The organism is Qipengyuania atrilutea, from assembly GCF_013370205.1.
Classification (GTDB): Bacteria; Pseudomonadota; Alphaproteobacteria; order Sphingomonadales; family Sphingomonadaceae; genus Actirhodobacter; species Actirhodobacter atriluteus.
In genome coordinates this window covers 340,780-365,708 of sequence record NZ_JABWGV010000002.1, presented here as the reverse complement: position 1 = coordinate 365,708, position 24,929 = coordinate 340,780, and the positions used below count along the sequence as shown (strand labels likewise).

Genomic DNA, 24,929 nt, shown 5'->3' with positions numbered 1-24,929 from the left:
CGCCTCTTTCCGAAAGCCGCCGGAAAGATTTGCGCCACGGCGCATTGGGTGAAGCGAAGGATATACACATGACACTTACTATCAACGGTGAAAGCCGCTCCCTCCCCGAGGATCCTCGCATCAGCCTGCTCGATTATCTGCGCCAAGGAGCGGGACTGACCGGCACCAAGAAGGGCTGCGACCACGGCCAGTGCGGCGCGTGCACCGTCCTCGTCAACGGAGTGCGGATCAACAGCTGCCTAACGCTTGCCGTAATGCACGACGGCGACGACATCACCACGATCGAGGGGATGGGAACGCCGGACGACCTGTCGCCGATGCAGGCCGCCTTCGTGAAGCACGACGGCTACCAGTGCGGCTATTGCACGCCGGGGCAGATCTGCTCTGCGGTCGCCATGCTCGACGAAGTGGCGGCGGGCTGGCCGAGCGATGTGACGGACGACCTCAATGGCAAGGTCGAGCTGACCGGGGACGAAATCCGCGAGCGCATGAGCGGTAATCTGTGCCGTTGCGGTGCCTACTCCAACATCGTCGAGGCCATCCAGGAAGCCGCTTTAGAAACGAAAACGGCAGGAGCGGACGCATGAAACCCTTTGCCTACCTGCGCCCCGACAGCCTTACCCATGCATCGCAGCTGACCGAAGAACCGTCCGCCATTCCGATCGCGGGCGGCACCAATTTGCTCGACCTCATGAAGCTGCAGGTCGAAACGCCGGAAAGCCTCATCGACGTCAACAAGCTGAGCCTGTCCGAGATCGGCGACGAGGGCGAAGGTCTCCGTATAGGCGCGCTCGCGACGAATACGGCGACCGCGGCGCATCCGCGCGTTCGCAGCGACTATCCGGTGCTCGCCCGTGCAATACTTGCGGGCGCGACACAGCAGTTGCGCAACAAGGCGACGACCGCGGGCAATCTATGCCAGCGCACCCGCTGCTACTACTTCACCAATATCGACCAGCCCTGCAACAAGCGCGAACCCGGCTCGGGCTGCGGCGCGCTCGACGGAATTGCGCGGCTCCACGCAATCCTTGGAGCGAGTTCGCAGTGCATCGCGACCTACCCCGGCGATATGGCGGTCGCGATGGCGGCGCTTGGTGCAGAGGTCGAGATTATGAATGCCGGCGGTGAAACGACGCGCGTGCCGCTCGAAGACTTCCACCGGCTGCCGGGCGATACGCCGGAAAAGGACAACATTCTCGAAAGCGGCGACATCATCACCGGCGTCATCCTGCCCGCTCCGGTCAAGGGCGTGCAGCTATACCGCAAGGTGCGCGAACGTTCTTCCTACGCCTTCGCGCTGTGCTCGGTCGCAGCGATTGTGAACATGGAAGAAGGCCGGATCGGCGATATCGCGCTCGCCTTCGGCGGTCTCGCGCACAAGCCGTGGCGCGACAAGCGCGTCGAGGAAGCCCTTAAAGGCACCGAACCCTCGCTCAAAGGCTTCGACGAAGCTGCCGAAATCCTGCTCGAAGATGCGCAAGGATATGGCGAGAACGATTTCAAAATACCGCTGACCAGGCGCACGCTCAAAGCAGTGCTGTGTGAAGCGACGGGGATGGACACATGAGCAAGACGCTGGAAATGAACGAACCCGATACCCGCAACCGGCTGGACGACATGGCGGGCAGAAACGTCGGTGCGCCGATGGACCGGCCCGACGGTCCGGCGAAGGTGGCCGGAGCCGCCCCCTACGCGGCGGAGTATGTGATCGACAATGTGGCGGAGGGCGTACTCGTCACCGCACCATTTGCGCGCGGCACGATAACCAGCATCGACGAGCGCTCGATAACCGGCATGGACGGCGTAATCGCGGTCATCTCCGACGAGCGGCTTACTGCCCGCCCGGCGCAGGGTACCGCGAACGAAACGCCGGTGCAGACACCGCTCTCGATCGCGTATTTCGGCCAGCCCTTTGCACTGGTGGTGGCGGAGACGTTCGAACAGGCCCGCAATGCCGCCAAGGCTCTGAAGTTCGACTACAGTGCCGACGATCCGTCCGAAATTCCCTTCGATCCGGAAGCGGTCGAGGCGGAAGAGAACGATGCTACGCGGCAGGGCGATCTCGACAAGGCGATGGCCGATGCCGCGCATTCGGTCGACATCACCTACTATACCGAAGGCCACGCGAGCGCCGCGATGGAACCGCATGCCGCGATCGCGGAATGGGACGGCGAGAGGCTGACCGTTCATGCCTCTTTGCAGATGCCCAACTACAACATCACGGAACTGGCCGATTCGCTGAACCTCGAGGAAGACAACATCCGTATCCTCTCGCGCTATGTCGGCGGCGGGTTTGGCTCGAAGCTCGGCGTCAGCCAAGAAACGGTCGCCGCGTCGATTGCCGCGATGAAGCTCGGCCGCCCCGTGCGCGTCGTCATGAGCCGGCAGCAGGTGTTCCAGACAGTTATGCGCCGCAGTGAAACGAAGCAGCGCCTGCGTCTCGCCGCGGACAAGGACGGCCGCCTCACCGGCTTCGGACACGAGGCCCTCGTATCCAACCTGCCGGAAGAGGATTTCGCCGAACCGGTCACGCAAGCGAGCGCCTTTCTGTACCCGGGCAAGGACCGCGAACTGCTCATCGAAGTCGCCCGTATACACCGCATGACGGCAGGATCGGTGCGCGCACCCGGCGAAGCGGTCGGGATGCAGACTCTCGAAGCGGCGATGGACGAACTGGCCGAGAAGCTAGAGCTGGACCCCGTAGAACTGCGCCTGCGCAACATTCCGGACGAGCATCCCGCGAGCGGCCTGCCCTATTCCTCGCGCAAGATGGAAGAGGCGCTCAAGCAGGGGGCAGAAGCGTTCGGCTGGCACAGCGGTCCGCGCAAACCGCGCCAGAAACGCGAAGGCGAGTGGTGGATCGGCACCGGCATGGCGACCGCCGCCCGCATCCACAACGTGGGCGAGGCCGAAGCGCGCGTCACGCTGAACGGCGACGGCACGGTCCTTGTCGAAACCGACATGACCGACATCGGGACCGGGACCTATTCGATCCTCACGCAGATTGCCGCCGACATGCTGGGTGTCGAACCGGCGAAAGTCCTGGTCGATCTCGGCGATACGAACCACCCGCGCGGACCCGGTTCCGGCGGTAGCTGGGGCGCGGCCTCGAGCGGCTCCTCGGTCTTCATCGCCTGCGAAGCCGTGCGGAAGGCTATCGCCGAAAAGCTCGGCGTGGAGGAAGCTGACCTCGAATTGTCCGGCGGCACTGCGAAGGGCGGCGGGCAGGAGAAACTGCTCAGCGAGCTTGCCGGAAACGAAGGCATCGCGAAAACCGGCACGTTCAAACCGGGCGATGCGCAGGACGATTACGCGATGGCGAGCTACGGCGCGTTCTTCTCCGAAGTGGCGGTCAATCGCTGGACCGGCGAAGCGCGCGTGCGGCGGATGCTCGGCGCATTCGGTTTCGGACGCGTGCTCAACGCGAAAACCGCCCGGTCGCAGTGCATCGGCGGCATGACGTGGTGCATCGGCGCGGCGCTGACCGAAAGCCTGCTGTTCGATCCGGTCGATGGCCATGTCGTCAATTGCGACCTCGCGGAATATCACGTCCCCGTTCACCGCGACGTGCCGCATCTCGACGTGCTTATGATCGAGGAGCGCGATCCTGCCGCCAGCCCGATCCAGGCGAAGGGCGTGGGCGAACTCGGTATCTGCGGCGGGGCTGGCGCGATCGCCAATGCGATCTACAATGCGTGCGGCGCTCGGCTCTACGAATTTCCGATGACGCCCGACCGCATTATCGCGGCGATGCCGGAGGACTGATGCATTCTGTTGCCGAACAGGTTCGGACCGAGCGAGATTTCATAGACCCGGACCATGCGGCGCTTTTTGCTGCCCGGGCCGGGAATGTCGGCCTGTGCACCATTGTCGGCATCGACGGCAGCTTCTCTCGCCGGCTCGGGGCACAGCTTGCAGTGCTGCCGGACGGAACCTTCGTCGGCAGCCTGTCCGACGGCTGCCTAGAGCAGCAGCTTGCGAGCGATCTTGCCGGACTGAGAGAGCCGGTGGTTAAGCGCTACGGGCGTGGATCGGACACGATCGACTTTCGCCTGCCGTGCGGCGGCGGGCTCGACATACTGCTCGATCCGAAGCCGCACCGGCAGGCGTGCGAGAATGCGGTGCGGAGCCTGATACGCCGCGAACCGGCCGCCCTTCCCCTTCCTGAAGTTTCGCCGCTCGCAGAGCGCCGCTATATTCCCGCGCTCGAAATTACCGTGTTCGGCGAAGGGCCGGAGCCTGAGGCTTTCGCGCAGATCGCTCGTGCGGCAGGTATCGCCGTTCGCACGGTCGGCAAGGACGCTTTGTCGCTTGGCCAAACACCCGAAATGGCTAAGCCCGATCGCTGGACCGCGGCGCTGCTGCTGTTCCACGACCACGAATGGGAACTTCCCGTTCTGCACCATGTGCTCGCGGGCGACGCCTTCTACATCGGCGCGCAAGGCGGCGAAAACGCGCGGATTGCTCGCACGCACGCTTTGCTCGGCAGCGGGATGAGCGAAGAGGATATCCGGCGCATGCAAAGCCCCGTGGGGCTGATCGACGCATGCCGCGACCCACATACGCTCGCCGTGTCGGCGCTGGCGGAAATCATGGCGGCGTATGAACGGCTTCGACCGCACGCCTGACGCGAGGACGGCTATCGCGCTGCTTGCCGCGGGACTGGGTTCGCGCTTCGGCGGCGGCAAGCTCGATGCTTCCATCGCCGGCAAACCGCTTGGAATTTGGTCTGTTGAGGCGGCGGAGGCCGCGGGCTTCCGCAAGCGGATCCTCGTGGTCGGACCGGTCGCGCCAAGTTTTGCGGAAGGCTGCGAAGGCTGGACGACCGCGGTCAACGAAGAACCCGGCAAAGGACTTTCCGGATCGATTAGAGCCGCAGTCCGTACTGCCCGCAAACTGTCTGCATCCAGACTGGTGATTGCGCTTGCCGACATGCCGCTCCTGACAACCCGGCACCTTCAGGCCATTGCGAGCGGAGACACCGCGGCCTTCACCGCCTATCCAGGCGGCAGACCCGGCGTGCCCGCGGCCTTTGGCGAATCCTTGTTCGGGCGTCTGGAAGCGCTGGGCGACGACGAGGGCGCTGCTGCGATTGCTAGCGAGATGGAACATGCACTCATTTCGCCCGGCGACGACACTTTGCTGTGTGATGTCGATACGCCGGAAGATCAGGCGAAAATCGCGCAAATACTGGGCGCTACGTAAAGCCAGAACGCACCGCCGAATACCCATCTACGTCGCTCACCACGGTTTGGATGCATGATCCGGAAAAAATTGTAAGTCGCTCATTCTCAAGCGAATTTTCCCGCAATACTTGTCCGCGGCCGCTTCCTATCTCCTTCGATAAGGCAAGGCGGCCAATTGCCGTTCGTGCCTGCGAGGCCCCACACATAGCGGGCTCGTTCGAATACTTTAGTTGGTGCCGGCCATGCTTTCCTCCACCTGCCGGCCGGGATCAGCGAAGGGGCGGTATCCTTCCGGATGCCGTCCCTGACTTTTTCAAGCCTGCGCTGCCTTCTCTATAGACTGAGATTGATCCGCGCGCCGATCATGTCGATGCCAGGGTTCTGCTCCGAATTGAACAGCTGCGCATGGCTGATGTGCACCCAGCTCGCTTCCAGCGCCACCCGATCCGAAACCTGATAGCCGATGGCGATCTCGGGCGAGAACAGCACGCGGCTGCCGAGGTCGTAGCGCTCTCGGGTCTCGGGATCGAAGCGCTCGCTCGGACCGTCGTGAATGACGATGCCGATACCGGGCCGGGCGTAGACCTTCCCCTTGCCGAGCTTCCAGCTCAGACCCCCGCCGGCGAAGCTCGTATCGCCTTCAGTGTTGAGCGAGGCCAGCACGTAAGGCTGCGGACGCCCGAGGAACGAAAGCCCTTCGGAGGGCGCGAACCGGTAGCCCAGCTCGATGTCCGCGCCCCCTTCGTTCACGTCGAAGGTGAACGGCGTCTCTACCTCATGCGCGTAGAGCCCGGCGAAGACTTCCTGCGCAGCAGCCGGAGTAGCGACTGCGGCGGCAAAAGTAAGAACCGCGGCGCGGGCAAACATCGATTTCATACGTTATTCCTTGAAAGCAAGAGGCGCTTAAGCGGCGCTGCCTTTCGGTCAGCTTAAATCCGCGCCGCCGGCAGATCATCCATCATGTCGTCGCCGCGTCCGCCCGTCCCCTTGAACTCGCTCAGCGCATCGAAGTAGCTTTCCTTCGCCGCGCGCAGGTCGCCGGCATCGATCTGCTGATCGAGCCGCTGCTGATCGCGCGCGCGAAAGCTCTGTTCGATCCGTTCCAGCTCATCCTGAGCGAAGCCAAGGCCCGACAGCGCTTCCCGGCCCATGCGAACTGCGGAATCGAGCAATTCCCGCACGACGCCCGCTACCGGTGCTTCGCGAAGGGCCACGACCGTCCCCCGGTCAAATGCGCGAACATAGACCTTCGCGTTTGGGAAAGCGGCGGAAACGCCTTCGAGCAGTTTTACGTCCACCTGCTCCCCGTCGATGCAGAAGATGATCGCCTGCGCATCCTCCGCGCCTGCCTGGCGCAGCAGGTCGATGCGCGTGCCGTCACCGTAATAGACCTTGCTGCCGAACTCGCCGGCCAGGTCGATCTGCTCTACCTTCCGATCGATCAGCTTGAGGCCGATATCCGCGACGCGCAGCATCTGCGCGACCGTCTGCCCGAACCGGCCGAAGCCGATGACGATCGCGGTGGCACCGTCCGCTGCCGGTTCCTCGCGCGTGCCCTTGTCAGTCTTGGGGCCGCGCATCCAGTCGCCGAGCCGCATCAGGAAGGGCGTAGTCAGCATGGACAGGGTAACCACCGCGCCGAACAGGCTTGCCTGCTCCGCCGTGATTACGCCGCCGCTTTGCGCTTGTGTGAAAAGCACGAAAGCGAACTCCCCGCCCTGGCTCAGCAGGAGACCGAGCGACAGCGCGCTGCGCCACGCCATGCCGAACATCGCGCCGATGCCGGTGATAACCGCTGTCTTCACTGCGATCAGCGCCGCCGCCGCGAGCAGCACGAACACCGGCTGCGAGGCGATCACGGTGAGGTCCAGCATCATGCCGACCGACAGGAAGAACAGCCCCAAAAGGATCGAGCGGAACGGCTCGATATCGGCTTCGAGTTCGTGCCGGTAGGGCGTGTCGGCCAGCATCACTCCGGCGATGAAGGCGCCGAGCGCGGTACTCAGCCCGATCGCTTCCATCAGCGCGGCCGAGCCGACGACCGTGAACAAAGCCGCCACGACGAACAGTTCGCGCTCGCGCCAGTTGCCGATCAGGCGAAATAGTGGGCGGAGAAGAAAGCGCCCCGCCGCGACCAGCCCTGCGATCACCGCGACCGTTACCAGTGCCAGTTGCCATGCCGGCATCGTTTCGGCTGCATCGGAGGTCGCGCTTAAAGCCGCGACGATGGTGATGAGCGGGATGATCGAAAGGTCCTGGAACAGCAGGATCGAGAACGCACGCTGCCCCTGCCCGCTACCCAGCCGCCCGGTGCTTTGCAGCATCGGCAGAACCTGCGCCGTCGACGAAAGCGCGAGCGGCAATCCGAGCGCCAGCGCCGCTGCCCAGCTCAGCGGCATTGCAAGGCCGAGCAAGGCGGTCAGGGCAAGCCCGCACAAAGCCACTTGCAGCAGGCCGAGCCCGAAGATCGAACCCTTCATCTCCCACAGCCGCGCCGGGGCGAGTTCCAACCCCACGACGAACAGCAGCATCACGATGCCGAGTTCGGCGACGACGATCATCTCTTCCGCGTCGCCCGCAAGGCCCAGCGCATACGGTCCGACGATCGCGCCGGCCACGAGATAGCCGAGCGTCGCCCCCAGCCCGATCCGGCGGAAGATCATCACGAACAGCAGCCCCGCCGCCAAAAGGACGAGCCCATCGGCCAGCATCGAATGCCCGCTCTCGTGTCCCATCGGCTTGGCCCTCCTCGTTTGAAAAACGCCTAGACAGCCCCGCCCCAGAGGGAAAGAGGCAACACAGGGCCGGCCGAACACGCAGCCTTCGTCAACAGAGGTTTCCCTCTCGGCCCCGCCCGCCTATCCGGGCCGGCTTTATGCAGCAGACAGCCATCTCGACCGGCCCCCGGCCATGGCGCACCGAACTCGCCGCCACGCTCCAGCTTTCCTGGCCGCTGGCGCTCGCCAACCTGCTGCAGATGCTCACCTATGCCATCGACGTCATATTCATCGCGCGGCTCGGCGACGAGCAACTGGCGGCCTCGTCGCTGGCAGTCGCACTGTTCGGCCTCGTCATGTGGGCGCTGTCCGGCCTTACCGGGGCGGTCGCGCCGCTGATCGCCGAACATATCGGTGCAAAGGTCAGAAGTCCGCGTCCGATCCGGCGCGCGACGCGCATGGCGATGTGGCTTTCGGTCATCTCCGGCGCGCTCGGCATGGGCCTCTGCCTGTTGCTCGGCCCGCTCAACCGCATCACCGGACAGGAGCCGGAGATCGCGCGTATGGCGGACGAATACATGCGCGTCGTCATGTGGTCGATGATCCCGATGGTCCTGGCCAATGTCCTGCGCAATTACGTCTCTGCGCTCGGCCGTCCGATTTTCGCGACTGCGATCACGGCAGGCGGGATCGGCGTGAACGCGCTCGCCAACTACGCTTTCATCTTCGGCAATTTCGGAGCACCGGAGCTCGGTCTGATGGGCGCCGGCATCGCCACGATCATCACCTCGCTCGTGATCGTCGCCGCCTATATCGTCGCGATATGGCTCGACCCGCGGCTCCATCGTTACCGCATTTTCGTGCGCTTCTGGCGTCCGGACTGGAAGCCATTCTGGAAGATCGTGCGGATCGGTACGCCGATTGCGCTGACTATCAGCGCGGAAGCCGGGATCTTCGGCGCGGCTGCCTTCATGATGGGCAACTTCGGAGCCGCCGCACTCGCAGGCCATACGGTCGCGCTTCAGATCGGCGCACTCGCCTTTCAGATACCGTTCGGCATCGGGCAGGCGGCAACGATCCGGGTCGGCTACTTCTACGGCGCGCGCGACCGGGAGGGCATCGCGCGCGCGGGCTGGACCGCACTCGGTATAGCCGTGCTCTTCATGTCCTCGACCGCGACGGCGATGCTGGTGATTCCGGAAGCGCTTCTGTCGATCTATATCGACCCTGACGCGCCGCGTAACGCCGCGCTCGTAGGGTTTGCGCTCACCTACATCACCGTCGCTGCCGCCTTCCAGTTGGTCGACGGCGTGCAGGCGGTCGCAGCCGGGGCGCTGAGGGGATTGCAGGACACGCGCATCCCGATGTGGATCGCGATCTTCGCTTACTGGGTTCCGGGTATCGGCACGAGCTTGTTCCTAGGCTTCGGGACCGACCTCGACGGAACGGGGGTCTGGATCGGCCTAGCCACCGGTCTTGCGGTTGCCGCCGCGCTGCTTACGTGGCGGTGGAGCAGGCGCGACCGGCTCATTCTGACCGGCCGCGGGGCGCCCTCCGCCTGACCCGCGCCACGCTTCGCCGCGAAGCGCAAAAAATTTACCTGAACGCTTGTTGACTAAGCCGGTGCGCTTTCCCAAATGCACGTCGCTGGCACTCTCTATGCGAGAGTGCCAACTCAGTCATCCACTCTAAGATTAAAGAGGCATATTCATGGCATTTCGTCCTCTGCACGACCGCGTTCTGGTTCGCCGGATCGAAGCTGATTCCAAGACCGCGGGCGGCATCATCATTCCCGACAGCGCACAGGAAAAGCCGAGCGAAGGCGAAGTCGTCGCTATCGGTTCTGGCACGCGCGGCGACGACGGCAAGATTACGCCGCTCGACGTCAAGGCCGGCGACCGCGTGCTGTTCGGCAAATGGTCGGGCACCGAAGTGAAGCTCGACGGCGAAGACCTGCTCATCATGAAGGAAAGCGACATCATGGGGATCATCGGCTGAGCCGAACCCTTCACCCGCTTTTCTAATTCAACCATTTTTCAGGAGAAACCAACATGGCAGCCAAGGACGTAAGGTTCTCGCGTGAAGCACGCGAAGGCATCCTCAAGGGCGTCGATACGCTCGCAAACGCAGTCAAGGTAACGCTCGGCCCGAAAGGCCGTAACGTCGTCATCGACAAGAGCTTCGGCGCACCCCGCATTACCAAGGACGGCGTCACCGTCGCCAAGGAAATCGAACTCAAGGACAAGTTCGAGAACATGGGCGCGCAGATGCTGAAGGAAGTGGCATCGAAGACCAACGATCTCGCCGGTGACGGCACGACCACGGCAACCGTGCTCGGCCAGGCGATCGTGCGCGAAGGCATGAAGTCGGTCGCGGCCGGCATGAACCCGATGGATCTGAAGCGCGGCATCGATCTCGCCGTGTCGAAGGTTGTCGCTGACCTTCAGGGCCGTTCCAAGGACGTGTCCGGCTCTTCCGAAATCTCGCAGGTCGGCGTGATCTCCGCCAACGGCGACAAGGAAGTCGGCGAGAAGATCGCGGAAGCGATGGAAAAGGTCGGCAAGGAAGGCGTCATCACTGTCGAGGAAGCCAAGGGCCTCGAATTCGAACTAGATGTCGTCGAAGGCATGCAGTTCGACCGCGGCTACCTGTCGCCCTACTTCATCACCAACCCCGACAAGATGGCCGTGGAACTGGATAACCCGTATATCCTTATCCACGAAAAGAAGCTGTCGAGCCTGCAGGCCATGCTGCCCGTGCTCGAAGCTGCCATGCAGTCGGGCCGTCCGCTGCTCATCATCGCGGAAGACATCGAAGGCGAAGCGCTCGCGACCCTCGTGGTCAACAAGCTGCGCGGCGGCCTGAAGGTCGCAGCGGTCAAGGCACCGGGCTTCGGCGATCGCCGCAAGGCCATGCTGCAGGACATCGCGATCCTGACGAAGGGCGAGATGATTTCCGAAGACCTCGGCATCAAGCTCGAGAACGTCACGCTCGGCATGCTCGGCCAGGCCAAGCGCGTCACGATCGACAAGGACAACACGACGATCGTGGACGGTGCCGGCGATGAAGGCGACATCAAGGCGCGCGTCGGTGAAATCCGCACGCAGATCGACAACACTTCGAGCGACTACGACCGCGAGAAGCTGCAGGAACGTCTGGCGAAACTCGCTGGCGGCGTGGCAGTCATCAAGGTCGGCGGCGCTTCCGAAGTCGAAGTGAAGGAACGCAAGGACCGCGTCGACGACGCTCTCCACGCAACCCGCGCTGCCGTCGAAGAAGGCATCGTACCGGGCGGCGGCACCGCGCTGCTCTACGCCTCGAAGGCTCTCGAAGGCCTCAAGGGCGAGAACGACGACCAGACCCGCGGTATCGACATCGTACGCCGTGCGATCCTCGCGCCGATCCGTCAGATCGCCGAGAACGCCGGCCATGACGGCGCGGTCGTGTCGGGCAACCTTCTGCGCGAAGGCAACGAGACGATGGGCTTCAATGCCGCAACCGACACTTACGAGAACCTGGTGAATGCCGGCGTCATCGACCCGACCAAGGTTGTGCGTACCGCGCTGCAGGACGCTGCCTCGGTCGCCGGTCTCCTGATCACCACGGAAGCGGCGATCAGCGAAAAGCCGGACGACAAGGACAGCGGCGGCGGAATGCCCGACATGGGCGGAATGGGCGGCATGGGCGGAATGGGCGGCTTCTAAGCCTCCATACGTCCGGCCTCACGGCCAGAATAGAACGGCCCGGCGGGAGCGATCCTGCCGGGCTTTTCTTTTGTCCGAGGGGGCTTCCCGCCCGCTATTCCTGCGGGGCGGCGCGCTCGCTTTGGGTCAGACCGACACAGACATTGGCGACCAGCGGCAAGTGGTCAGAGCCGACATCTTCCAGGATGGCAAAGGATTCGAGCCGTACGTCGTTCTTCACGAACAGCTGGTCGAGCGGCCAGCCGAGCAGCACGTAATCCGCCGGGAAGGTCGCGAAGCTGCCACGCCCGGCGCGCGGATCGCGGTAATTTCCTTCGGCCTTGAACTGCGAAGTCGTGTGCGACCACGGCACGTCGTTGAAGTCGCCCATGACGAGCACGTTGTCGAGCCCGCTCAGCGTACGCGCACCTGCGTTCGAGATGTTCTCGTCGCGCGATTCCGTGCTTTCACCGGGCAGCGGCGGGCGCGGATGCAAACCGATCATTTCGAACCGCGCGCCGTCCTCCATTCGCAGGGTCGCATAAAGCGTCGGCGTGTTCGCACTGGTATTGGCAACCATCTGCGCTTCATCGACCTGCAGATTGGTGGCAAAAGTCATCCCGTACCGGTTGTCGAGCGGCTCTGTCAGCAGATAGCCGTATTGTGACAGGACCGGCTGTAGCGCCTCGACCCATCTCGCATTCGTTTCCATCAGCAGGAGAATGTCCGGCTTCTCCCGTTCGATCAGCTGGGTGACGCGGTCGTACTGCTTATTTTTCTCGAGCACGTTGAGCGACAGTGCGCGTGCGCAGGACATGCCGTCCACGTCGTCGGGCAGCGGGAATTCGGTCGGCGCGAGAGCGGAATACGGCCAGATGCGCGCGAAGTTGATTGCCGCGCTGAGCGCGAAGATACCGATGACGATCCAGCGCCCCTTCCCGGCAAAGAACAACGCGATCAGCGCTAGCAGCGCCGAAAGGTAGATCGACGGCTCGCGCACGAAATCGAGGATACGCACGAGCCCCCGGTTGGTCTCGATCAGCGAAACCAGCGTAAGGCCAAGCTTCACGGCAGCCACTGCCAGCAGAACTTTTGCCAGCACGGAAAAACTTCTCATCAACTTTCCCCCTCGCCCATCCATGCCGCCGGTCGGACCGTCTGGCAACCAGAGTGGGCTTTTCGGGCCCGTTCCTGGCGGAGCGGCGGACCGAAACGCGCGCTCGCTCGTTCTATCATTACAGAAACAACAGCAGGAGAAGGCCCTTTATGAAATTGCCGCATAACGCCCATGTCGCCATCGTCGACGGAGAGAATTTCACGGTCATGCGCAACAGCGGGCAAGCGTTCGAGCCCAAGCTTACGGGCGCACAGAAGCCTGACCTCGATGCCACGAATTACAGTGCTGGTGTGAAGCACCAGGACGATGTCGGACAAACCACCGGTGCGACCGATTTGGAAGAGCTGGCGCACGGGGCAGCTGCTGCAGAATGGCTCAACGCCAAGGCGATTGCGGGCGAAATCGACGATGTGCTGGTTATCGCCGACCCGAAGACACTCGGCGAAATGCGGCGGCATTACCACTCCGAACTGGAGAAGCGGCTTGTCGGTGAAATCGCCAAGACCATGACGCGCGAACCGACCGAGAGAATCGAGAAGGCAATCGCGAACGAATAGGAGCGCAATACCTCGCGCGGTTCGGGACAGAATCTATCGCACGGTGGCAACCGTCCAGCGCTTTTGCTTTTCAAGGCGATAAATGCGCGTCATTAAGAAACGGCTAACCATGGACTGGTTAAAAGGGACGGTATGCAAAAGGGATGGATAGGAGCCGCCGCCGCGGCATTAGGATTGGCGTTCGCAGCGCCGGTCGCAGCGCAGCCCGTACAGTTCGAGGCCAGCTTCGATAAGGCGTTGGGTACGGAAGTCCGTGCCCCGCGAAGTTTCGAAGCACGCTACGAAACGGCGTTTGAACAGCGGATTGCCGAACTTGCGAACGGATCGAACGGGCGCATCGGCATCGCCGCCGTCGACCTCTCGTCAGGTTACGACCTCGCCATTCTCGGCGATCAGCGCTTCCCTATGGCGAGCACCAGCAAGATTGCAGTTGCTGCCACCTTCCTCGAAGGGGTGGAGAAAGGCCGCTGGACGTTGTCGAGCGAATTTCCCCTGCTCTACCCGAAGCGCTCCGCCAGATTTTCGAGCGAGGTCGCACCAGTTGCCGAAGGAAAGCACCTTCCCGCAATCGAGCTGATCGAACTGATGATCACGCGTTCCAGCAATCCCGCTACCGATGCACTGCTGCGGGTTGTCGGCGGCCCGTCGGCGGTCAACGACTGGATGCGCCGTAACGGTATCCGCGAGTTCAGCCTCGACCGCGACATCGCGACCCTGGTCCGCGACGACGGCGAGTTCAACCCGGCAACCTACATCGACAAGCGCGACAGCGCGACGCCGCGCGCAATGATCGAATTGCTGCAGGGTCTGTATCAGGGCAAGTATCTGTCGGCGCAAAGCCGCCGCGTGATCCTCGGAGCGATGAGCCGCACGGTCACCGGGTCGCGCCGGATCAAGGCACTGATCCCCGACGAAGCCACAGTTTCGCACAAGACCGGGTCGCTCAACAACACATCGAGCGACATCGGCCTGATCGAAACCCCCGATGGCCGCACAATTGCCGTGGCGATCTACGTCACCGGGCAGGGAACGCGCGGCAACCGCGAAGCCAAGATCGCGCAGATTGCCCGCGCGCTTTACGACGGGTTCAACGCCCATGACGAAGCGCGCTCGTGGGCCCGCGCCGACTACGGCGACGCGTCGGGCGGTAAGTAACAACCTATACAAACGGTGAGCGGCTGATTTTCGGTCGCCGCCAACACAACGAAAAAGGGCGGCACCTTCCGGTACCGCCCTTCATTTCATCCGAAGATAGCAACTGGCTTAGTCAGCCTGTGCTTCCATTTCGCTTTCGTTTTCGATGGAAGCTTCAGCGTCTGCAGCAGCAGCGTCAGCAGCAGCAGCGGTTTCGTCCATCGTGCCGTCGACAGCAGCACCGGTTTCAGCAGCAGCTTCGTCGATTTCCTGGCCAGCAGCGTCCATGTTGGCTTCAGCGTCAGCCATTGCGGAATCAGCAGCTGCTTCCGTGGTGTCCTGCGTGCCTTCCGAGCAAGCGGCGAGCGAGAGAGCGGCGCCTGCGACGGCAGCGGCAAAAATCATCTTACGCATAGTCAAAATCCTTGATCTACGTTCTTGTATGCGACCCCGAAGAGGTGTTCGCAGAAGTCCGAATTGGGCCTCTACATGGCTAAATAGTGGCGACTTTGTGGCAGCGCAAGCGAAATACGTCACATTTTGCCATAATCTTGCCCAATTTGAGCAAATTTGCCCCATTTCGGCCATTTTTCGAGCCGCGCAAATTAGGCTCAATGATGCCGAGAGGGGGTCAAGCCTCGGCAAGGCGCACCGAATCTCCGTTTCGCGCCGACCATTGCCCTGCTAACGCGCGTCACATGTCCGACACCGAGAAGCCCGCCGCCAAACAGCACCTCTACCTGGTCGATGGATCGGCCTATATCTTCCGGGCCTACCACCGCCTTCCCCCGCTCACCAATCCGGAGGGCACGCCGGTCGGAGCGGTCTATGGCTACACCACCATGCTGTGGAAGCTGGCGGACGATCTCGACAAGGCGGAGGGACCGACGCACCTCGCCGTCATCCTCGACAAGTCGAGCCATTCTTTCCGCAACGATCTCTACGCCGATTACAAGGCGCACCGCCCCGACCCGCCGGAGGATCTGGTCCCGCAGTTTCCGCTGATCCGCGACGCGACGCGCGCCTTCTCGCTCGCCTGCATCGAGGAAGAGGGGCTTGAGGCGGACGACCTCATCGCGTCCTACGCCGTGGCGGCTACCCGGCGCGGCTGGGACGTCACGATCGTCTCGTCCGACAAGGACCTGATGCAGCTCATCGGGCGGTGCAGCGACGAGAACCTCGAAGAGGGTGTCAGCGAGGGCGGCTGCATCGACATGCTCGACACGATGAAATCCGCTCGCATCGGACCGGAGGAAGTGGAGGAGAAGTTCGGCGTGCCCCCGCATCTGCTTGGCGATGTGCTGGCGCTGATGGGTGACAGCGTCGACAATATCCCCGGCATCTACGGCATCGGTCCGAAAACAGCGAGCAAGCTTATCGCGGAGAACGGTTCGCTTACCGCCGCACTCGATGCAGCCCCCGACATGAAGAAGTCGAAGCTGAAGGAGCGCCTGATCGAGGGGCGCGAGATGGCCGAACTCAGCCGGGTGCTCGTGACGCTGAAGGAGGACTGCGACCTTCCCCAGCCGCTCGAGGATTTCAAGCTCGACTCCATTCCGAACGAACCGCTTGCCGCCTTTCTCCAAACGCACGGCTTCACCAGCCTGCTGCGCCGGCTCGATAGCGGCAGCGGCAGTCCCGACCGCCCGAACCAGCTCAATCCCACCAAGGCCCAGAACAAGGGTGCGAAAGGCGATGCGAAGGGCAACCGCCAGCCGCTGCCCGACATGCCCTCGGTCGACCGTTCGACCTACGAGTGCGTCCAGAGCATTGAGCGGCTGGAGCACTGGATCGAGCGGGCATTCGCTGCGCGAATCGTTGCGGTCGATACGGAAACCAGCGCGCTCGATGCCATGAGCGCCGACCTCGTCGGTATCAGCCTCGCGCTCGGGCCGAACGATGCCTGCTACATCCCGCTCGCACACGGCGGCAGCGATCTCTTGTCCGACAGGCCGGAGCAGGTCGCCCGCGAAACCGCGCTCGCGCTGCTGAAGCCGCTGCTCGAAAGCGAAGCGGTGCTGAAAGTCGGGCAGAACGCCAAATACGACATCAACATCCTCGCCCGGCACGGCATCACGCTTGGACCGCTCGACGATACGATGATCATCAGCTTCGACCTCGACGCGGGCCGCTCCCTTGACGGGATCGGCGGGGGGCACGGGATGGACGAACTCAGCGAGCGCCACCTGTCGCACAAGACTATGACCTACAAAGAGATTTGCGGCACAGGCAAAAAGGCGATCCCCTTCGGCGAAGTGCCGCTCGACCGCGCGACCGAATACGCCGCAGAGGATGCCGACGTCACGCTGCGCCTCTACCGCCACCTGAAGCCGCGCCTCGCGGTCGAGGGCGGCACGAAGATCTACGAGCGGGTGGACCGCCCACTCGTTTCCGTCGTCGCCGAAATGGAACGGCACGGTATCAAGGTCGACCGAAAGCAGCTCGCACGCCTGTCAGAGGAATTTGCCACCGAAACCGCGCGGCTCGAAAGCGAGATCCATGAGACCGCCGGGCAGGAATTCACCGTCGGCAGTCCCAAGCAGCTCGGCGAGATCCTGTTCGACAAGCTCGGCTACAAGGGCGGCCGCAAGGGCAAGAGCGGCCAGTATTCGACCGACCAGACCATCCTCGAAAAGCTGAGCAACGAGGGCGCGCCGATCGCGCAGAAGGTGCTGGAATGGCGCCAGCTCACGAAATTGAAGACCACCTATACCGATGCGCTTCAGGCGGCGATCAATTCCGATACGGGCCGGGTCCACACCTCCTACAGCCTCGTCGGCGCTCAGACGGGCCGGCTGTCCTCGACCGATCCGAACCTGCAGAACATCCCGATCCGCACCGAGATCGGGCGGCAGATCCGCGAGGCCTTCGTGCCCGAGGACGGCAACGTCCTGCTGGCCGCCGACTACAGCCAGATCGAACTGCGCCTCGCGGCGCACATGGCGAACGTCGATACGCTGAAGGAAGCGTTCTCGTCGGGCGAGGACATCCACTCGCGCACCGCGAACGAGATGTTCGGCGAAGTCACCCGCGACACGCGCGCACAGGCCAAGACCATCAACTTCGCGATCCTCTACGGCATTTCGCGCTGGGGTCTCGCCGGGCGGCTGGGTGTCGAGGCGGACGAAGCGCAGGCGATGATCGACACCTATTTCGCGCGCTTCCCCGGCATTCAGCGGTATATCGTCCACACGCTCGAACGGGTGCGCGAGCGCGGCTATTCGGAAACGCTGTTCGGCCGCAAGACGTGGTTCCCGCGCATCTCGTCGAAGAACCCGAACGAGCGGCAGGGCAGTGAGCGCGCCGCCGTCAACGCACCGATCCAGGGAACGAGCGCCGATATCATCAAGCGCGCGATGGTTCGCATGATGCCCGCTCTGGAAGAGGCGGGGCTAGGCCATGTCCGGATGCTGCTGCAGGTGCATGACGAACTCGTCTTCGAACTGCCGGAAGGCGATGTGGAAGCGGCGAGCCAGATCATCGAGCGGGTCATGGCGACGGCGGCGGAACCGGCGGTGAAGCTCGACGTCCCGCTCGGCATCGAAATCGGAACCGGCATGAGCTGGGGCGCGGCCCACTGATCATGGCGAGCGCGCCGGATACCGATGCGCCGCCAAGCGTAAGACGCCGCTCGACGCGTGTCCGGCTTGCGGGACTCGGTGTTCTGGTGCTGCTGGCCGCGACGGTGATGGGGCTGCTTTATCTCGTCTATTACACGATCGCGGCGGAACGGGTCGAGCGCGAACAGGTCAACAGCACGAGCCAGATCCTGCTCGAGATACGTAATGTCGGACGCAACGCGCTCAGCGCGGAAACCGGTCAGCGCGGCTATTTCATCACGCTCGACGAAGCCTATCTCGAACCCTACCGCGTGGCGCGCGAGCGGCATGACGCCTCACTCAACCAACTGCGCGAAGCTTTCGGGGAAGACGTCAATCCGCGGCAGGCGCAGCTGCTCGGCGATGTCGAACGGCTTGCCGATCAGAAATTTACGGAACTCGACGCCTCGGTCGCATTGCTCGAAAACCGCGACCTGATCGGGGCGCGTACGATGATCCTTACCGACGAGGGCAAGGATACCATGAACCGGCTGCGGGTAGCCCTGCGCGAACTCGAACTGATGGAGACGCGCATCCTCAACAGCGCGGTCGACCAGTCGGCCCGCGCCGAAGCGATGGTTCTGCCGCTTCTCGGATTGCTGCTGATCGTTCTGCTCATCGCACTGATCTTTGCCTATCTACTCCTGACCAGAACCGTCCGCGCGGAGGCTGAAGCGGCGCAGGCAAGTGCGCTGGCGGAAGCGCGCGACCGGGCGGACCTGCTGGCGAAGGAACTCAATCACCGGGTGAAGAACCTGTTCGCCGTAATCCTTGCGATCGTGCAGATGAGTGCGCGCGGAAAGCCCGAAGCGAAAGAGGTCGTCGGCAGTATCTCGGACCGCATCCGCGCACTGCTTACGGCGCACGAGGTGACGCAGGGCCATTCGAGCGAGCCCGTCGCCTTGCTGGAAAAGCTCATCGAAACGACGCTTGCCCCCTACCGGTCGGACGAACTCGTCGCGAAGCTCGACGGCCCCGAGATACTCATCGCGTCCGAACAGGCGACGCCGCTCGGCCTCGTGCTGCACGAGATGACGACGAATGCGGTCAAATACGGCGCTTGGGCCAATGGCGGAACGATACTCGTGAACTGGCGGCGCGAGAACGGCGACATCGTGATTCAATGGCGCGAGCACGGCGCGCGAATTGCTGAGCCGGGCGAGCGGCAGGGTTTCGGCAGCATGCTCATGACCTCGTCGGCGCGGCAGCTTCGCGGTGAGGTGGAGCGGCGCTTTACCGACGAGGGCGCCGCGATCGACATCCGCTTTCCCGCTCCCGTCAAACCCTCCGAAAGCGCGGAAAACCACGGCTGACCTTGAAACCGGCCGGCGCGGTCCGTAAGGCGCGGGCTATATGCTAGAGCGCTACGACCCCCGTAACTACGACATCGACTGGCCGCTGCTGCTCGATGCCGCCATCGTTCTTCTCATCGCCGTCATCGTTGCGCTGGTGGCGCACCGCATCCTCTTCGCCATCGTCCACCGGATCGCGAAGATGTCGGACACCCCGCTCGACGAGATCGTGTTCCAGCGGATCGAGAAGCCCCTGAAGTGGTCGATGGTTGCGGTAGCGATCAGTGCAGCCTCGCAGTCCGACCCGCTGCTCGCGCAAGTCTGGGCGATCATCGGCAAGTTCGCCGTTCCCGCGCTGCTGGGCTGGGTCGCCTATGTGCTGGTCAAGGCATTCGCATACGGGGTCGAATACAAGGCGGAGATTTCCGACGACCCGGTCGCGGCGCGCAGTCGCAAGACGCGCGTGGCGATCCTGTCGCGCACCATCACCTTCATCATCGTCTTCGTCACGGTCGGACTGATGCTGCTCGGCATTCCGGTCGTGCGCGACATCGGCGTCACCGTCATGGCATCGGCCGGTCTTGCCGCACTCGCCGTGGGTGCAGCGGCGCAGCCGGCGCTCAAGTCGCTCATAGCTGGCCTGCAGATGGCCATCACGGAGCCGCTGCGGATCGGCGATCTGGTCGTGATCGACGGGCATACCGGGCGGGTCGAGGAAATCCGCATGAGCTTCGTCGTGGTCCGCATCTGGGACGAGCGGGCCGTGATCGTGCCGACCAGCCAGTTCCTCGATCACAGTTTCGAGAACTGGTCGCGCAAGAGCGAGAAGCTGACCGGACCGGTGTTCCTGCATCTTGACCCGGCGACCGAGGTGGAACCGATCCGCGCCGAGTTCCTGCGCTTCATCGAAACGCAGGAGCTGTGGGACAAGCGGACCGCCGCGGTCCTGATGACCGAAGCGCATCCCGAAAGCATCGAACTGCGCCTCGCGGTGAGCGCGCTGACCATCGGCGATCTCTTCAACCTGCGCTGCGCGGTACGCGAGCACATGATCGGTTGGCTGCGTAAGGAAATGCCCAGCGCGCTGATCCGCCACCGGCTGGAGGTCGAAGCGGCCAACGCGCGCGCCACCGGCGGCTGACCTAACCGGAGTGCTTCTTCTCCCGCGTGGGTTCTAGCATGCCTTCGTGAAGGAAGCCGATAGGCTGGATGTCGGCAGCACGCTTCTTCAGCTCACCCCGCATCTTCTTGTATTCCGCTTCCATCTTGGCCGTCACGGTCGCCCGCGAATCCTTGAGCGCCTCGGTAAAGTCCGCCGCGGTCACTTCCTGCACGTCGCCGCCAGCCCGGCGTAGCGCGACCAGACCGGCACGGCGCACCACGTCTTCGAGGTCGGCCCCGGTGAAGCGTTCGGTCTCACCGGAAAGCGCTGCAAGATCGACGTCGCTGGCGAGCGGCATTCCCGACGTATGGATCTTCAGGATATGCTCGCGGCCCTTCCGGTCGGGCGAACCGACATAGATGAGTTCGTCGAACCGGCCCGGCCTCAGTAGCGCCGGATCGACCAGAGTCGGCCGGTTGGTCGCACCGATGACGACGACCGACTGCAATTCCTCAAGCCCGTCCATTTCGGCGAGGATCGTGTTTACGACGCGGCCCGTGACCTGCGGCTCGCCGGCACCCGATCCGCGCGCGGGGACGAGGCTGTCGATCTCGTCGATGAACACCACGCAGGGAGCAACCGAACGGGCGCGGCGGAACAGCTTGGCAATCTGTTGCTCGCTCTCACCGTACCACTTCGACAACAGGTCGCTGCTTTTGAGCGAGATGAAGTTCGCTTCCGCTTCCTTCGCCACCGCCTTTGCCAGCAAGGTCTTGCCGGTCCCCGGTGGGCCGTAGAGGAGGAAGCCCTTGGCGGGCCTGATACCGAGCCGCTCGAACGCGGCGGGGTTCTTCAGCGGCAGTTCGATACCTTCCTTCAGGCTCGCGATCGCTTCGCCCACGCCTCCGAGGTCTTCCCAGCCGACGTTGGGAACCTGCACCATCACCTCGCGCATCGCGGAGGGCTGAACGCGCTTCAGCGCGGACAGGAAATCCTCGCGGGTGACACAAAGATCCTCGAGAACCTCAGGCGGAACCGTGCGCTCGTCGAGATCGAGGCGCGGCATGATCCTCCGAACCGCCTCGATCGCGGCCTCGCGGGCAAGCGCCGCGATATCTGCGCCGACGAAGCCATGCGTCGTCTTGGCGAGCTCCTTGAGGTCGACCTTGTCGCCGAGCGGCATGCCGCGCGTGTGAATGCCAAGGATCTCGCGGCGACCGCCCTCGTCGGGCACGCCGATCACGATCTCGCGATCGAAACGGCCAGGGCGGCGCAGCGCCTCGTCGATGGCCTCGGGCCGGTTGGTGGCGGCGATCACGACGAGGTTGGAGCGCGACTCCAGTCCGTCCATCAGCGTCAGCAGTTGCGCGACGAGCCGCTTCTCGGCTTCGCCGGGAACGCGGTCGCGCTTCGGCGCAATCGAATCGATCTCGTCGATGAACACGATGGCGGGGGCAGCCTTGCTGGCCTGCTCGAACACGTCGCGCAGCGCCTTCTCGCTCTCGCCGTAGCCCGACCCCATGATTTCCGGGCCGTTGATGGTGAAGAATTCCGCATCGGATTCGTTCGCCACCGCCTGCGCGAGCCTGGTCTTGCCGGTTCCGGGCGGGCCGTGAAGCAGCACGCCCTTGGGCGGATCGACGCCTAGGCGAGTGAAGAGTTCGGGATAACGCAGCGGCAGTTCGACCATTTCGCGCAGCTGCTGGATCGTCTCCTCGATACCGCCGACATCATCGTAGTTCACGACGGCGCGCCCATCGCGCGGCTCGGCGAATTCGGCGCGCAATTCCACTTCGGTATTCTCGTCGATGTGGACGATGCCCTTGGGCGTGGTCGAGACGACGGTCAGCCGGATTTGCGTGAGCGCGTAGGCGGGCGCGTTGTTGAACATCCGCTGGACCTGGTTGGGCATGTTCGCGACGGGCTGCTGCCCGGTCGTCGCCACGAGATCGCCCGCCACCAGCGGCTTTCTGAAGAAGTTGCGCTTGAGCGCCTGCGTCGGACCCTGAAGGCGGATTTCGCGCTGGGCGGGTGCGAAAACGACGCGGGTCGCTGCGCGCGATTCGGCCGCCTTGACGCGCACGTGCTCACCGGAGCCGGCTTCCGCATTCCCCCTCTGAAGGCCGTCGAGCCGCACGACGTCGAGCGACTGGTCCTCGTCGTAAGCGGACATGGCAATCGCCGCGGTGCTGCGCTTGCCCATTACCTCGACCACGTCGCCTTCGGTAATGCCGAGCTTCTGGAAGGCGCTGCGCGGCATGCGCGCTATGCCCTGTCCGCTCTCTTCCTGCCGAGCGGCGGCGACCTGTAGCCGGATCGTGTTCTCTTCTACCGGCGCATCAACATCGGCCATCGGGGCGTCTCTCCATCCTTGCCTAACTCTTCGATCACCTATGCAATGTCTGGCATGGAGGATCGGTCCACGCGATTAGCTAGGAAGCGATACGCCGCGATGCAAACGGGGCACGGGGTTTCGATCGCGGTAGTTCGGAAGGGGTTTCGCTTCAGGCAAGAAAAAAGCCCGGTCATAATGACCGGGCTTGAAAGTTTGGGAGAGGATGCCTGAAAGGCACGAGCAGATATGCGCCACGTGCCGCTATCTCGCAAGTGCGAAATAATCACCTATGGTTGCAAAACACGCAACTCACTTTTATCAATTTGTATTTGCAGCGCAATATTACCGGGAAAGCTTGGTAGCGCTATCATAAAAAGTGTTCAAAGGCTGCTTTTCCGCGCTGCACCATCGCATCTGCAACGAAGACAGGCCTCTCCCGGTACCGAATCTTCGCGAGGATACTCGGACGAGCCGGGGTGACAGCCGAACCGGCCCCGCTTAATGCGGGCCCACAGGAGTGACGCGATGAAGAAACTTTTCGACGATGCCGCCGCCGCCTTGGACGGACTGCTGAAAGACGACATGCTGATCGCCAGCGGCGGGTTCGGGCTTTGCGGTATCCCCGAACGCCTGCTCGAAGCCATCAGGGACAGCGGCGTGAAGAACCTCACCTTCGTTAGCAACAACGCAGGCATCGACAACGAGGGCATCGGAATGCTGCTGCGCACGCAGCAGGTCAAGAAGATGATCTCGTCCTATGTCGGCGAGAACAAGGAGTTCGAGCGGCAATTCCTCTCCAACGAGCTCGAAGTCGAATTCTGCCCGCAGGGCACCCTCGCCGAACGTATGCGTGCAGGCGGCGCCGGCATCCCCGGCTTCTATACCAAGACGGGCGTCGGCACGCAGGTCGCCGAGGGCAAGGAAGTCAAGCAGTTCGCAAACCGCGACGGCGAGATGGAGGACTATATCCTCGAGCGCGGCATTTTCGCCGACCTCGCCATCGTGAAAGCGTGGAAAGCGGACGAGACGGGCAACCTCGTATTCCGCAAGACCGCGCGCAACTTCAACCAGCCTGCTGCCACCTGCGGCAAGGTCTGCGTCGTGGAAGTCGAAGAGATCGTGCCGACCGGCAGCCTCGATCCCGACGCCATTCACTTGCCCGGTGTCTTCGTGAACCGCATGATCGTCGGCGCGCCCTACGACAAGAAGATCGAATTCGTCACCACGCGGGAGCGGAAAGCGGCGTGAGTGTGCGGGCTCCCCTTACCGGACTGCTGAGCGCGGTGCTGCTGGCCGGATGTGCGACGACAGACCGTCCTCGCATTGACGAACGCACCCGCGCCGCCGCCGCAGCCGTCGGCAGTGCTGCCGAGGAAGCGCAAGCTTCATTGATGGAGCCAACCGATCCGATCGAAGCGGCTGCACCGGACTCGATGCGCTGGCTTTACGGATCGGGCGAAGCGGCGGGCGTTTCCATTCAGGCGTGGCGGCAACTGGCGGATTACACGGTTACGATCACGCGCCTGCGCCGTGTGCCGCAGGCGGTCGTCATGGGTCTGGACGGCGAAGTCAGGCAGCCCGCCTGCGTCATCGACGGCAGGGCCAAGCCATTCGCCGCGATCTTCGACGTGGACGAGACGCTCATCCTCAACGCGGGTTACGAAGCCTGGCTTGCCAAGGGTAACGCCTATTCGGGCGCGACCTGGGAGGAATGGGAACGGACCGGCGCCCCGCTCGCTCGCGCTGTTCCGGGCGCAGTGGAAGGCCTTCGCCGCTTGCGCGAGGCAGGCGTCACGCCTGTCTTCAACACCAACCGGCAGTATAGCGCAGAGGGCGCGACTGCCGCGATCGCCGCAGCGGGACTCGGCGAAGCGGTTCCCGGGGAAACCCTGTTCCTGCGCGGAGACGACGGCACGAACAGCGGCGACAAGGACGGACGGCGCGCGATGATCGCGGAGAAATACTGCGTTATTGCGCTCGCGGGCGACAATCTCGGTGACTTCGCCGACGTGTTCAACGCCGAAGGCCTCGGCGTACAGGAGCGCCGCGCATTGGCCGCGACCAGCGAATATGCGCGGCTGTGGGGCAACGGCTGGTTCCTGCTCCCCAATCCCGTCTACGGCGATTCGATAACGGGCAGTATCGGCGAGGTATTTCCGCCAGATCAGCGGTGGGCTCCCGCAGCGACTACGCAAAACCGAAGGTGA

Annotated in this window: 20 protein-coding genes; 15 read left to right on the top strand and 5 right to left on the bottom strand. The window is 63.4% G+C overall.

What is annotated here, in order from left to right:
• The first annotated feature begins 68 nt into the window (after nucleotides 1-68).
• Genes HUV48_RS06805 through HUV48_RS06785 form a run of 5 tightly spaced genes read left to right on the top strand, consistent with a single transcriptional unit; the run spans nucleotide 69 to nucleotide 5,205 of the window.
• Nucleotides 69-587, top strand: a complete 519-nt coding sequence (locus tag HUV48_RS06805) for a 2Fe-2S iron-sulfur cluster-binding protein (RefSeq protein ID WP_176267033.1) — start codon at nucleotides 69-71, stop codon at nucleotides 585-587.
• Nucleotides 584-1,567: an FAD binding domain-containing protein gene (locus HUV48_RS06800; protein ID WP_176267032.1), complete on the top strand. Its 984-nt coding sequence runs from the start codon at nucleotides 584-586 to the stop codon at nucleotides 1,565-1,567. Before HUV48_RS06805 ends, HUV48_RS06800 begins: the two co-directional genes overlap by 4 nt.
• Entirely contained in the window at nucleotides 1,564-3,765 is a 2,202-nt protein-coding gene (locus tag HUV48_RS06795; protein WP_176267031.1) for a xanthine dehydrogenase family protein molybdopterin-binding subunit, read from the top strand. The genes HUV48_RS06800 and HUV48_RS06795 overlap by 4 nt, the downstream gene beginning before the upstream one ends.
• Nucleotides 3,765-4,628, top strand: coding sequence for an XdhC family protein (locus HUV48_RS06790; RefSeq protein WP_176267030.1), 864 nt, complete (start codon nucleotides 3,765-3,767; stop codon nucleotides 4,626-4,628). Before HUV48_RS06795 ends, HUV48_RS06790 begins: the two co-directional genes overlap by 1 nt.
• Complete coding sequence (locus HUV48_RS06785) at nucleotides 4,603-5,205, top strand: nucleotidyltransferase family protein (protein WP_176267029.1); 603 nt, start codon at nucleotides 4,603-4,605, stop codon at nucleotides 5,203-5,205. The genes HUV48_RS06790 and HUV48_RS06785 overlap by 26 nt, the downstream gene beginning before the upstream one ends.
• Nucleotides 5,206-5,519: 314 nt before the next feature.
• Here the strand turns inward: HUV48_RS06785 and HUV48_RS06780 are convergent, their stop codons facing one another.
• Both HUV48_RS06780 and HUV48_RS06775 read right to left on the bottom strand, forming a co-directional pair.
• Nucleotides 5,520-6,062: an acyloxyacyl hydrolase gene (locus HUV48_RS06780; RefSeq protein WP_176267028.1), complete on the bottom strand. Its 543-nt coding sequence runs from the start codon at nucleotides 6,060-6,062 to the stop codon at nucleotides 5,520-5,522.
• Nucleotides 6,063-6,115: 53 nt separating this feature from the next.
• Nucleotides 6,116-7,921 (bottom strand): cation:proton antiporter domain-containing protein, encoded by a 1,806-nt coding sequence (locus tag HUV48_RS06775; protein WP_176267027.1) that lies wholly within the window; start codon nucleotides 7,919-7,921, stop codon nucleotides 6,116-6,118.
• A 140-nt stretch (nucleotides 7,922-8,061) separates the two neighbouring features.
• On the opposite strand from HUV48_RS06775, the gene HUV48_RS06770 reads away from it, so the two are divergent.
• From HUV48_RS06770 to groL, 3 genes are all read left to right on the top strand, one after another.
• Nucleotides 8,062-9,465 carry an MATE family efflux transporter gene (locus HUV48_RS06770; protein WP_176267026.1) on the top strand — a complete coding sequence of 468 codons (1,404 nt, stop codon included), beginning with the start codon at nucleotides 8,062-8,064 and terminating at the stop codon, nucleotides 9,463-9,465.
• 148 nt (nucleotides 9,466-9,613) lie between these two features.
• Nucleotides 9,614-9,901: a co-chaperone GroES gene (locus tag HUV48_RS06765; RefSeq protein WP_176267025.1), complete on the top strand. Its 288-nt coding sequence runs from the start codon at nucleotides 9,614-9,616 to the stop codon at nucleotides 9,899-9,901.
• Between the two features lie 53 nt (nucleotides 9,902-9,954).
• The gene (gene groL, locus HUV48_RS06760) at nucleotides 9,955-11,607 is read left to right on the top strand and encodes a chaperonin GroEL (RefSeq protein WP_176267024.1); all 1,653 of its coding nucleotides are present in this window, start codon (nucleotides 9,955-9,957) and stop codon (nucleotides 11,605-11,607) included.
• 94 nt (nucleotides 11,608-11,701) lie between these two features.
• On the opposite strand, the gene HUV48_RS06755 is transcribed toward groL, so the two are convergent.
• Complete coding sequence (locus HUV48_RS06755) at nucleotides 11,702-12,703, bottom strand: endonuclease/exonuclease/phosphatase family protein (RefSeq protein WP_176267023.1); 1,002 nt, start codon at nucleotides 12,701-12,703, stop codon at nucleotides 11,702-11,704.
• Between the two features lie 149 nt (nucleotides 12,704-12,852).
• Here HUV48_RS06755 and HUV48_RS06750 point away from each other — a divergent pair, with 149 nt between their 5' ends.
• Both HUV48_RS06750 and HUV48_RS06745 read left to right on the top strand, forming a co-directional pair.
• Nucleotides 12,853-13,260 carry a baeRF12 domain-containing protein gene (locus tag HUV48_RS06750; RefSeq protein WP_176267022.1) on the top strand — a complete coding sequence of 136 codons (408 nt, stop codon included), beginning with the start codon at nucleotides 12,853-12,855 and terminating at the stop codon, nucleotides 13,258-13,260.
• A 132-nt stretch (nucleotides 13,261-13,392) separates the two neighbouring features.
• The gene (locus HUV48_RS06745) at nucleotides 13,393-14,415 is read left to right on the top strand and encodes a serine hydrolase (RefSeq protein ID WP_176267021.1); all 1,023 of its coding nucleotides are present in this window, start codon (nucleotides 13,393-13,395) and stop codon (nucleotides 14,413-14,415) included.
• Nucleotides 14,416-14,523: 108 nt separating this feature from the next.
• Here HUV48_RS06745 and HUV48_RS06740 read toward each other — a convergent pair whose 3' ends face one another.
• Entirely contained in the window at nucleotides 14,524-14,808 is a 285-nt protein-coding gene (locus tag HUV48_RS06740; protein ID WP_176267020.1) for a hypothetical protein, read from the bottom strand.
• Between the two features lie 284 nt (nucleotides 14,809-15,092).
• On the opposite strand from HUV48_RS06740, the gene polA reads away from it, so the two are divergent.
• Genes polA through HUV48_RS06725 form a run of 3 tightly spaced genes read left to right on the top strand, consistent with a single transcriptional unit; the run spans nucleotide 15,093 to nucleotide 20,426 of the window.
• The gene (gene polA, locus HUV48_RS06735) at nucleotides 15,093-17,975 is read left to right on the top strand and encodes a DNA polymerase I (protein WP_176267019.1); all 2,883 of its coding nucleotides are present in this window, start codon (nucleotides 15,093-15,095) and stop codon (nucleotides 17,973-17,975) included.
• 2 nt (nucleotides 17,976-17,977) lie between these two features.
• On the top strand, nucleotides 17,978-19,306 hold the full coding sequence (locus tag HUV48_RS06730) for a sensor histidine kinase (protein ID WP_176267018.1): 1,329 nt from the start codon (nucleotides 17,978-17,980) through the stop codon (nucleotides 19,304-19,306).
• 40 nt (nucleotides 19,307-19,346) lie between these two features.
• Nucleotides 19,347-20,426 (top strand): mechanosensitive ion channel family protein, encoded by a 1,080-nt coding sequence (locus HUV48_RS06725; protein ID WP_176267017.1) that lies wholly within the window; start codon nucleotides 19,347-19,349, stop codon nucleotides 20,424-20,426.
• A gap of 1 nt (nucleotide 20,427) precedes the next feature.
• Here the strand turns inward: HUV48_RS06725 and HUV48_RS06720 are convergent, their stop codons facing one another.
• Nucleotides 20,428-22,740, bottom strand: coding sequence for a CDC48 family AAA ATPase (locus tag HUV48_RS06720; protein WP_176267016.1), 2,313 nt, complete (start codon nucleotides 22,738-22,740; stop codon nucleotides 20,428-20,430).
• A gap of 507 nt (nucleotides 22,741-23,247) precedes the next feature.
• On the opposite strand from HUV48_RS06720, the gene HUV48_RS06715 reads away from it, so the two are divergent.
• Both HUV48_RS06715 and HUV48_RS06710 read left to right on the top strand, forming a co-directional pair.
• On the top strand, nucleotides 23,248-23,970 hold the full coding sequence (locus tag HUV48_RS06715) for a CoA transferase subunit A (protein WP_176267015.1): 723 nt from the start codon (nucleotides 23,248-23,250) through the stop codon (nucleotides 23,968-23,970).
• Entirely contained in the window at nucleotides 23,967-24,929 is a 963-nt protein-coding gene (locus tag HUV48_RS06710; protein WP_176267014.1) for an HAD family acid phosphatase, read from the top strand. Before HUV48_RS06715 ends, HUV48_RS06710 begins: the two co-directional genes overlap by 4 nt.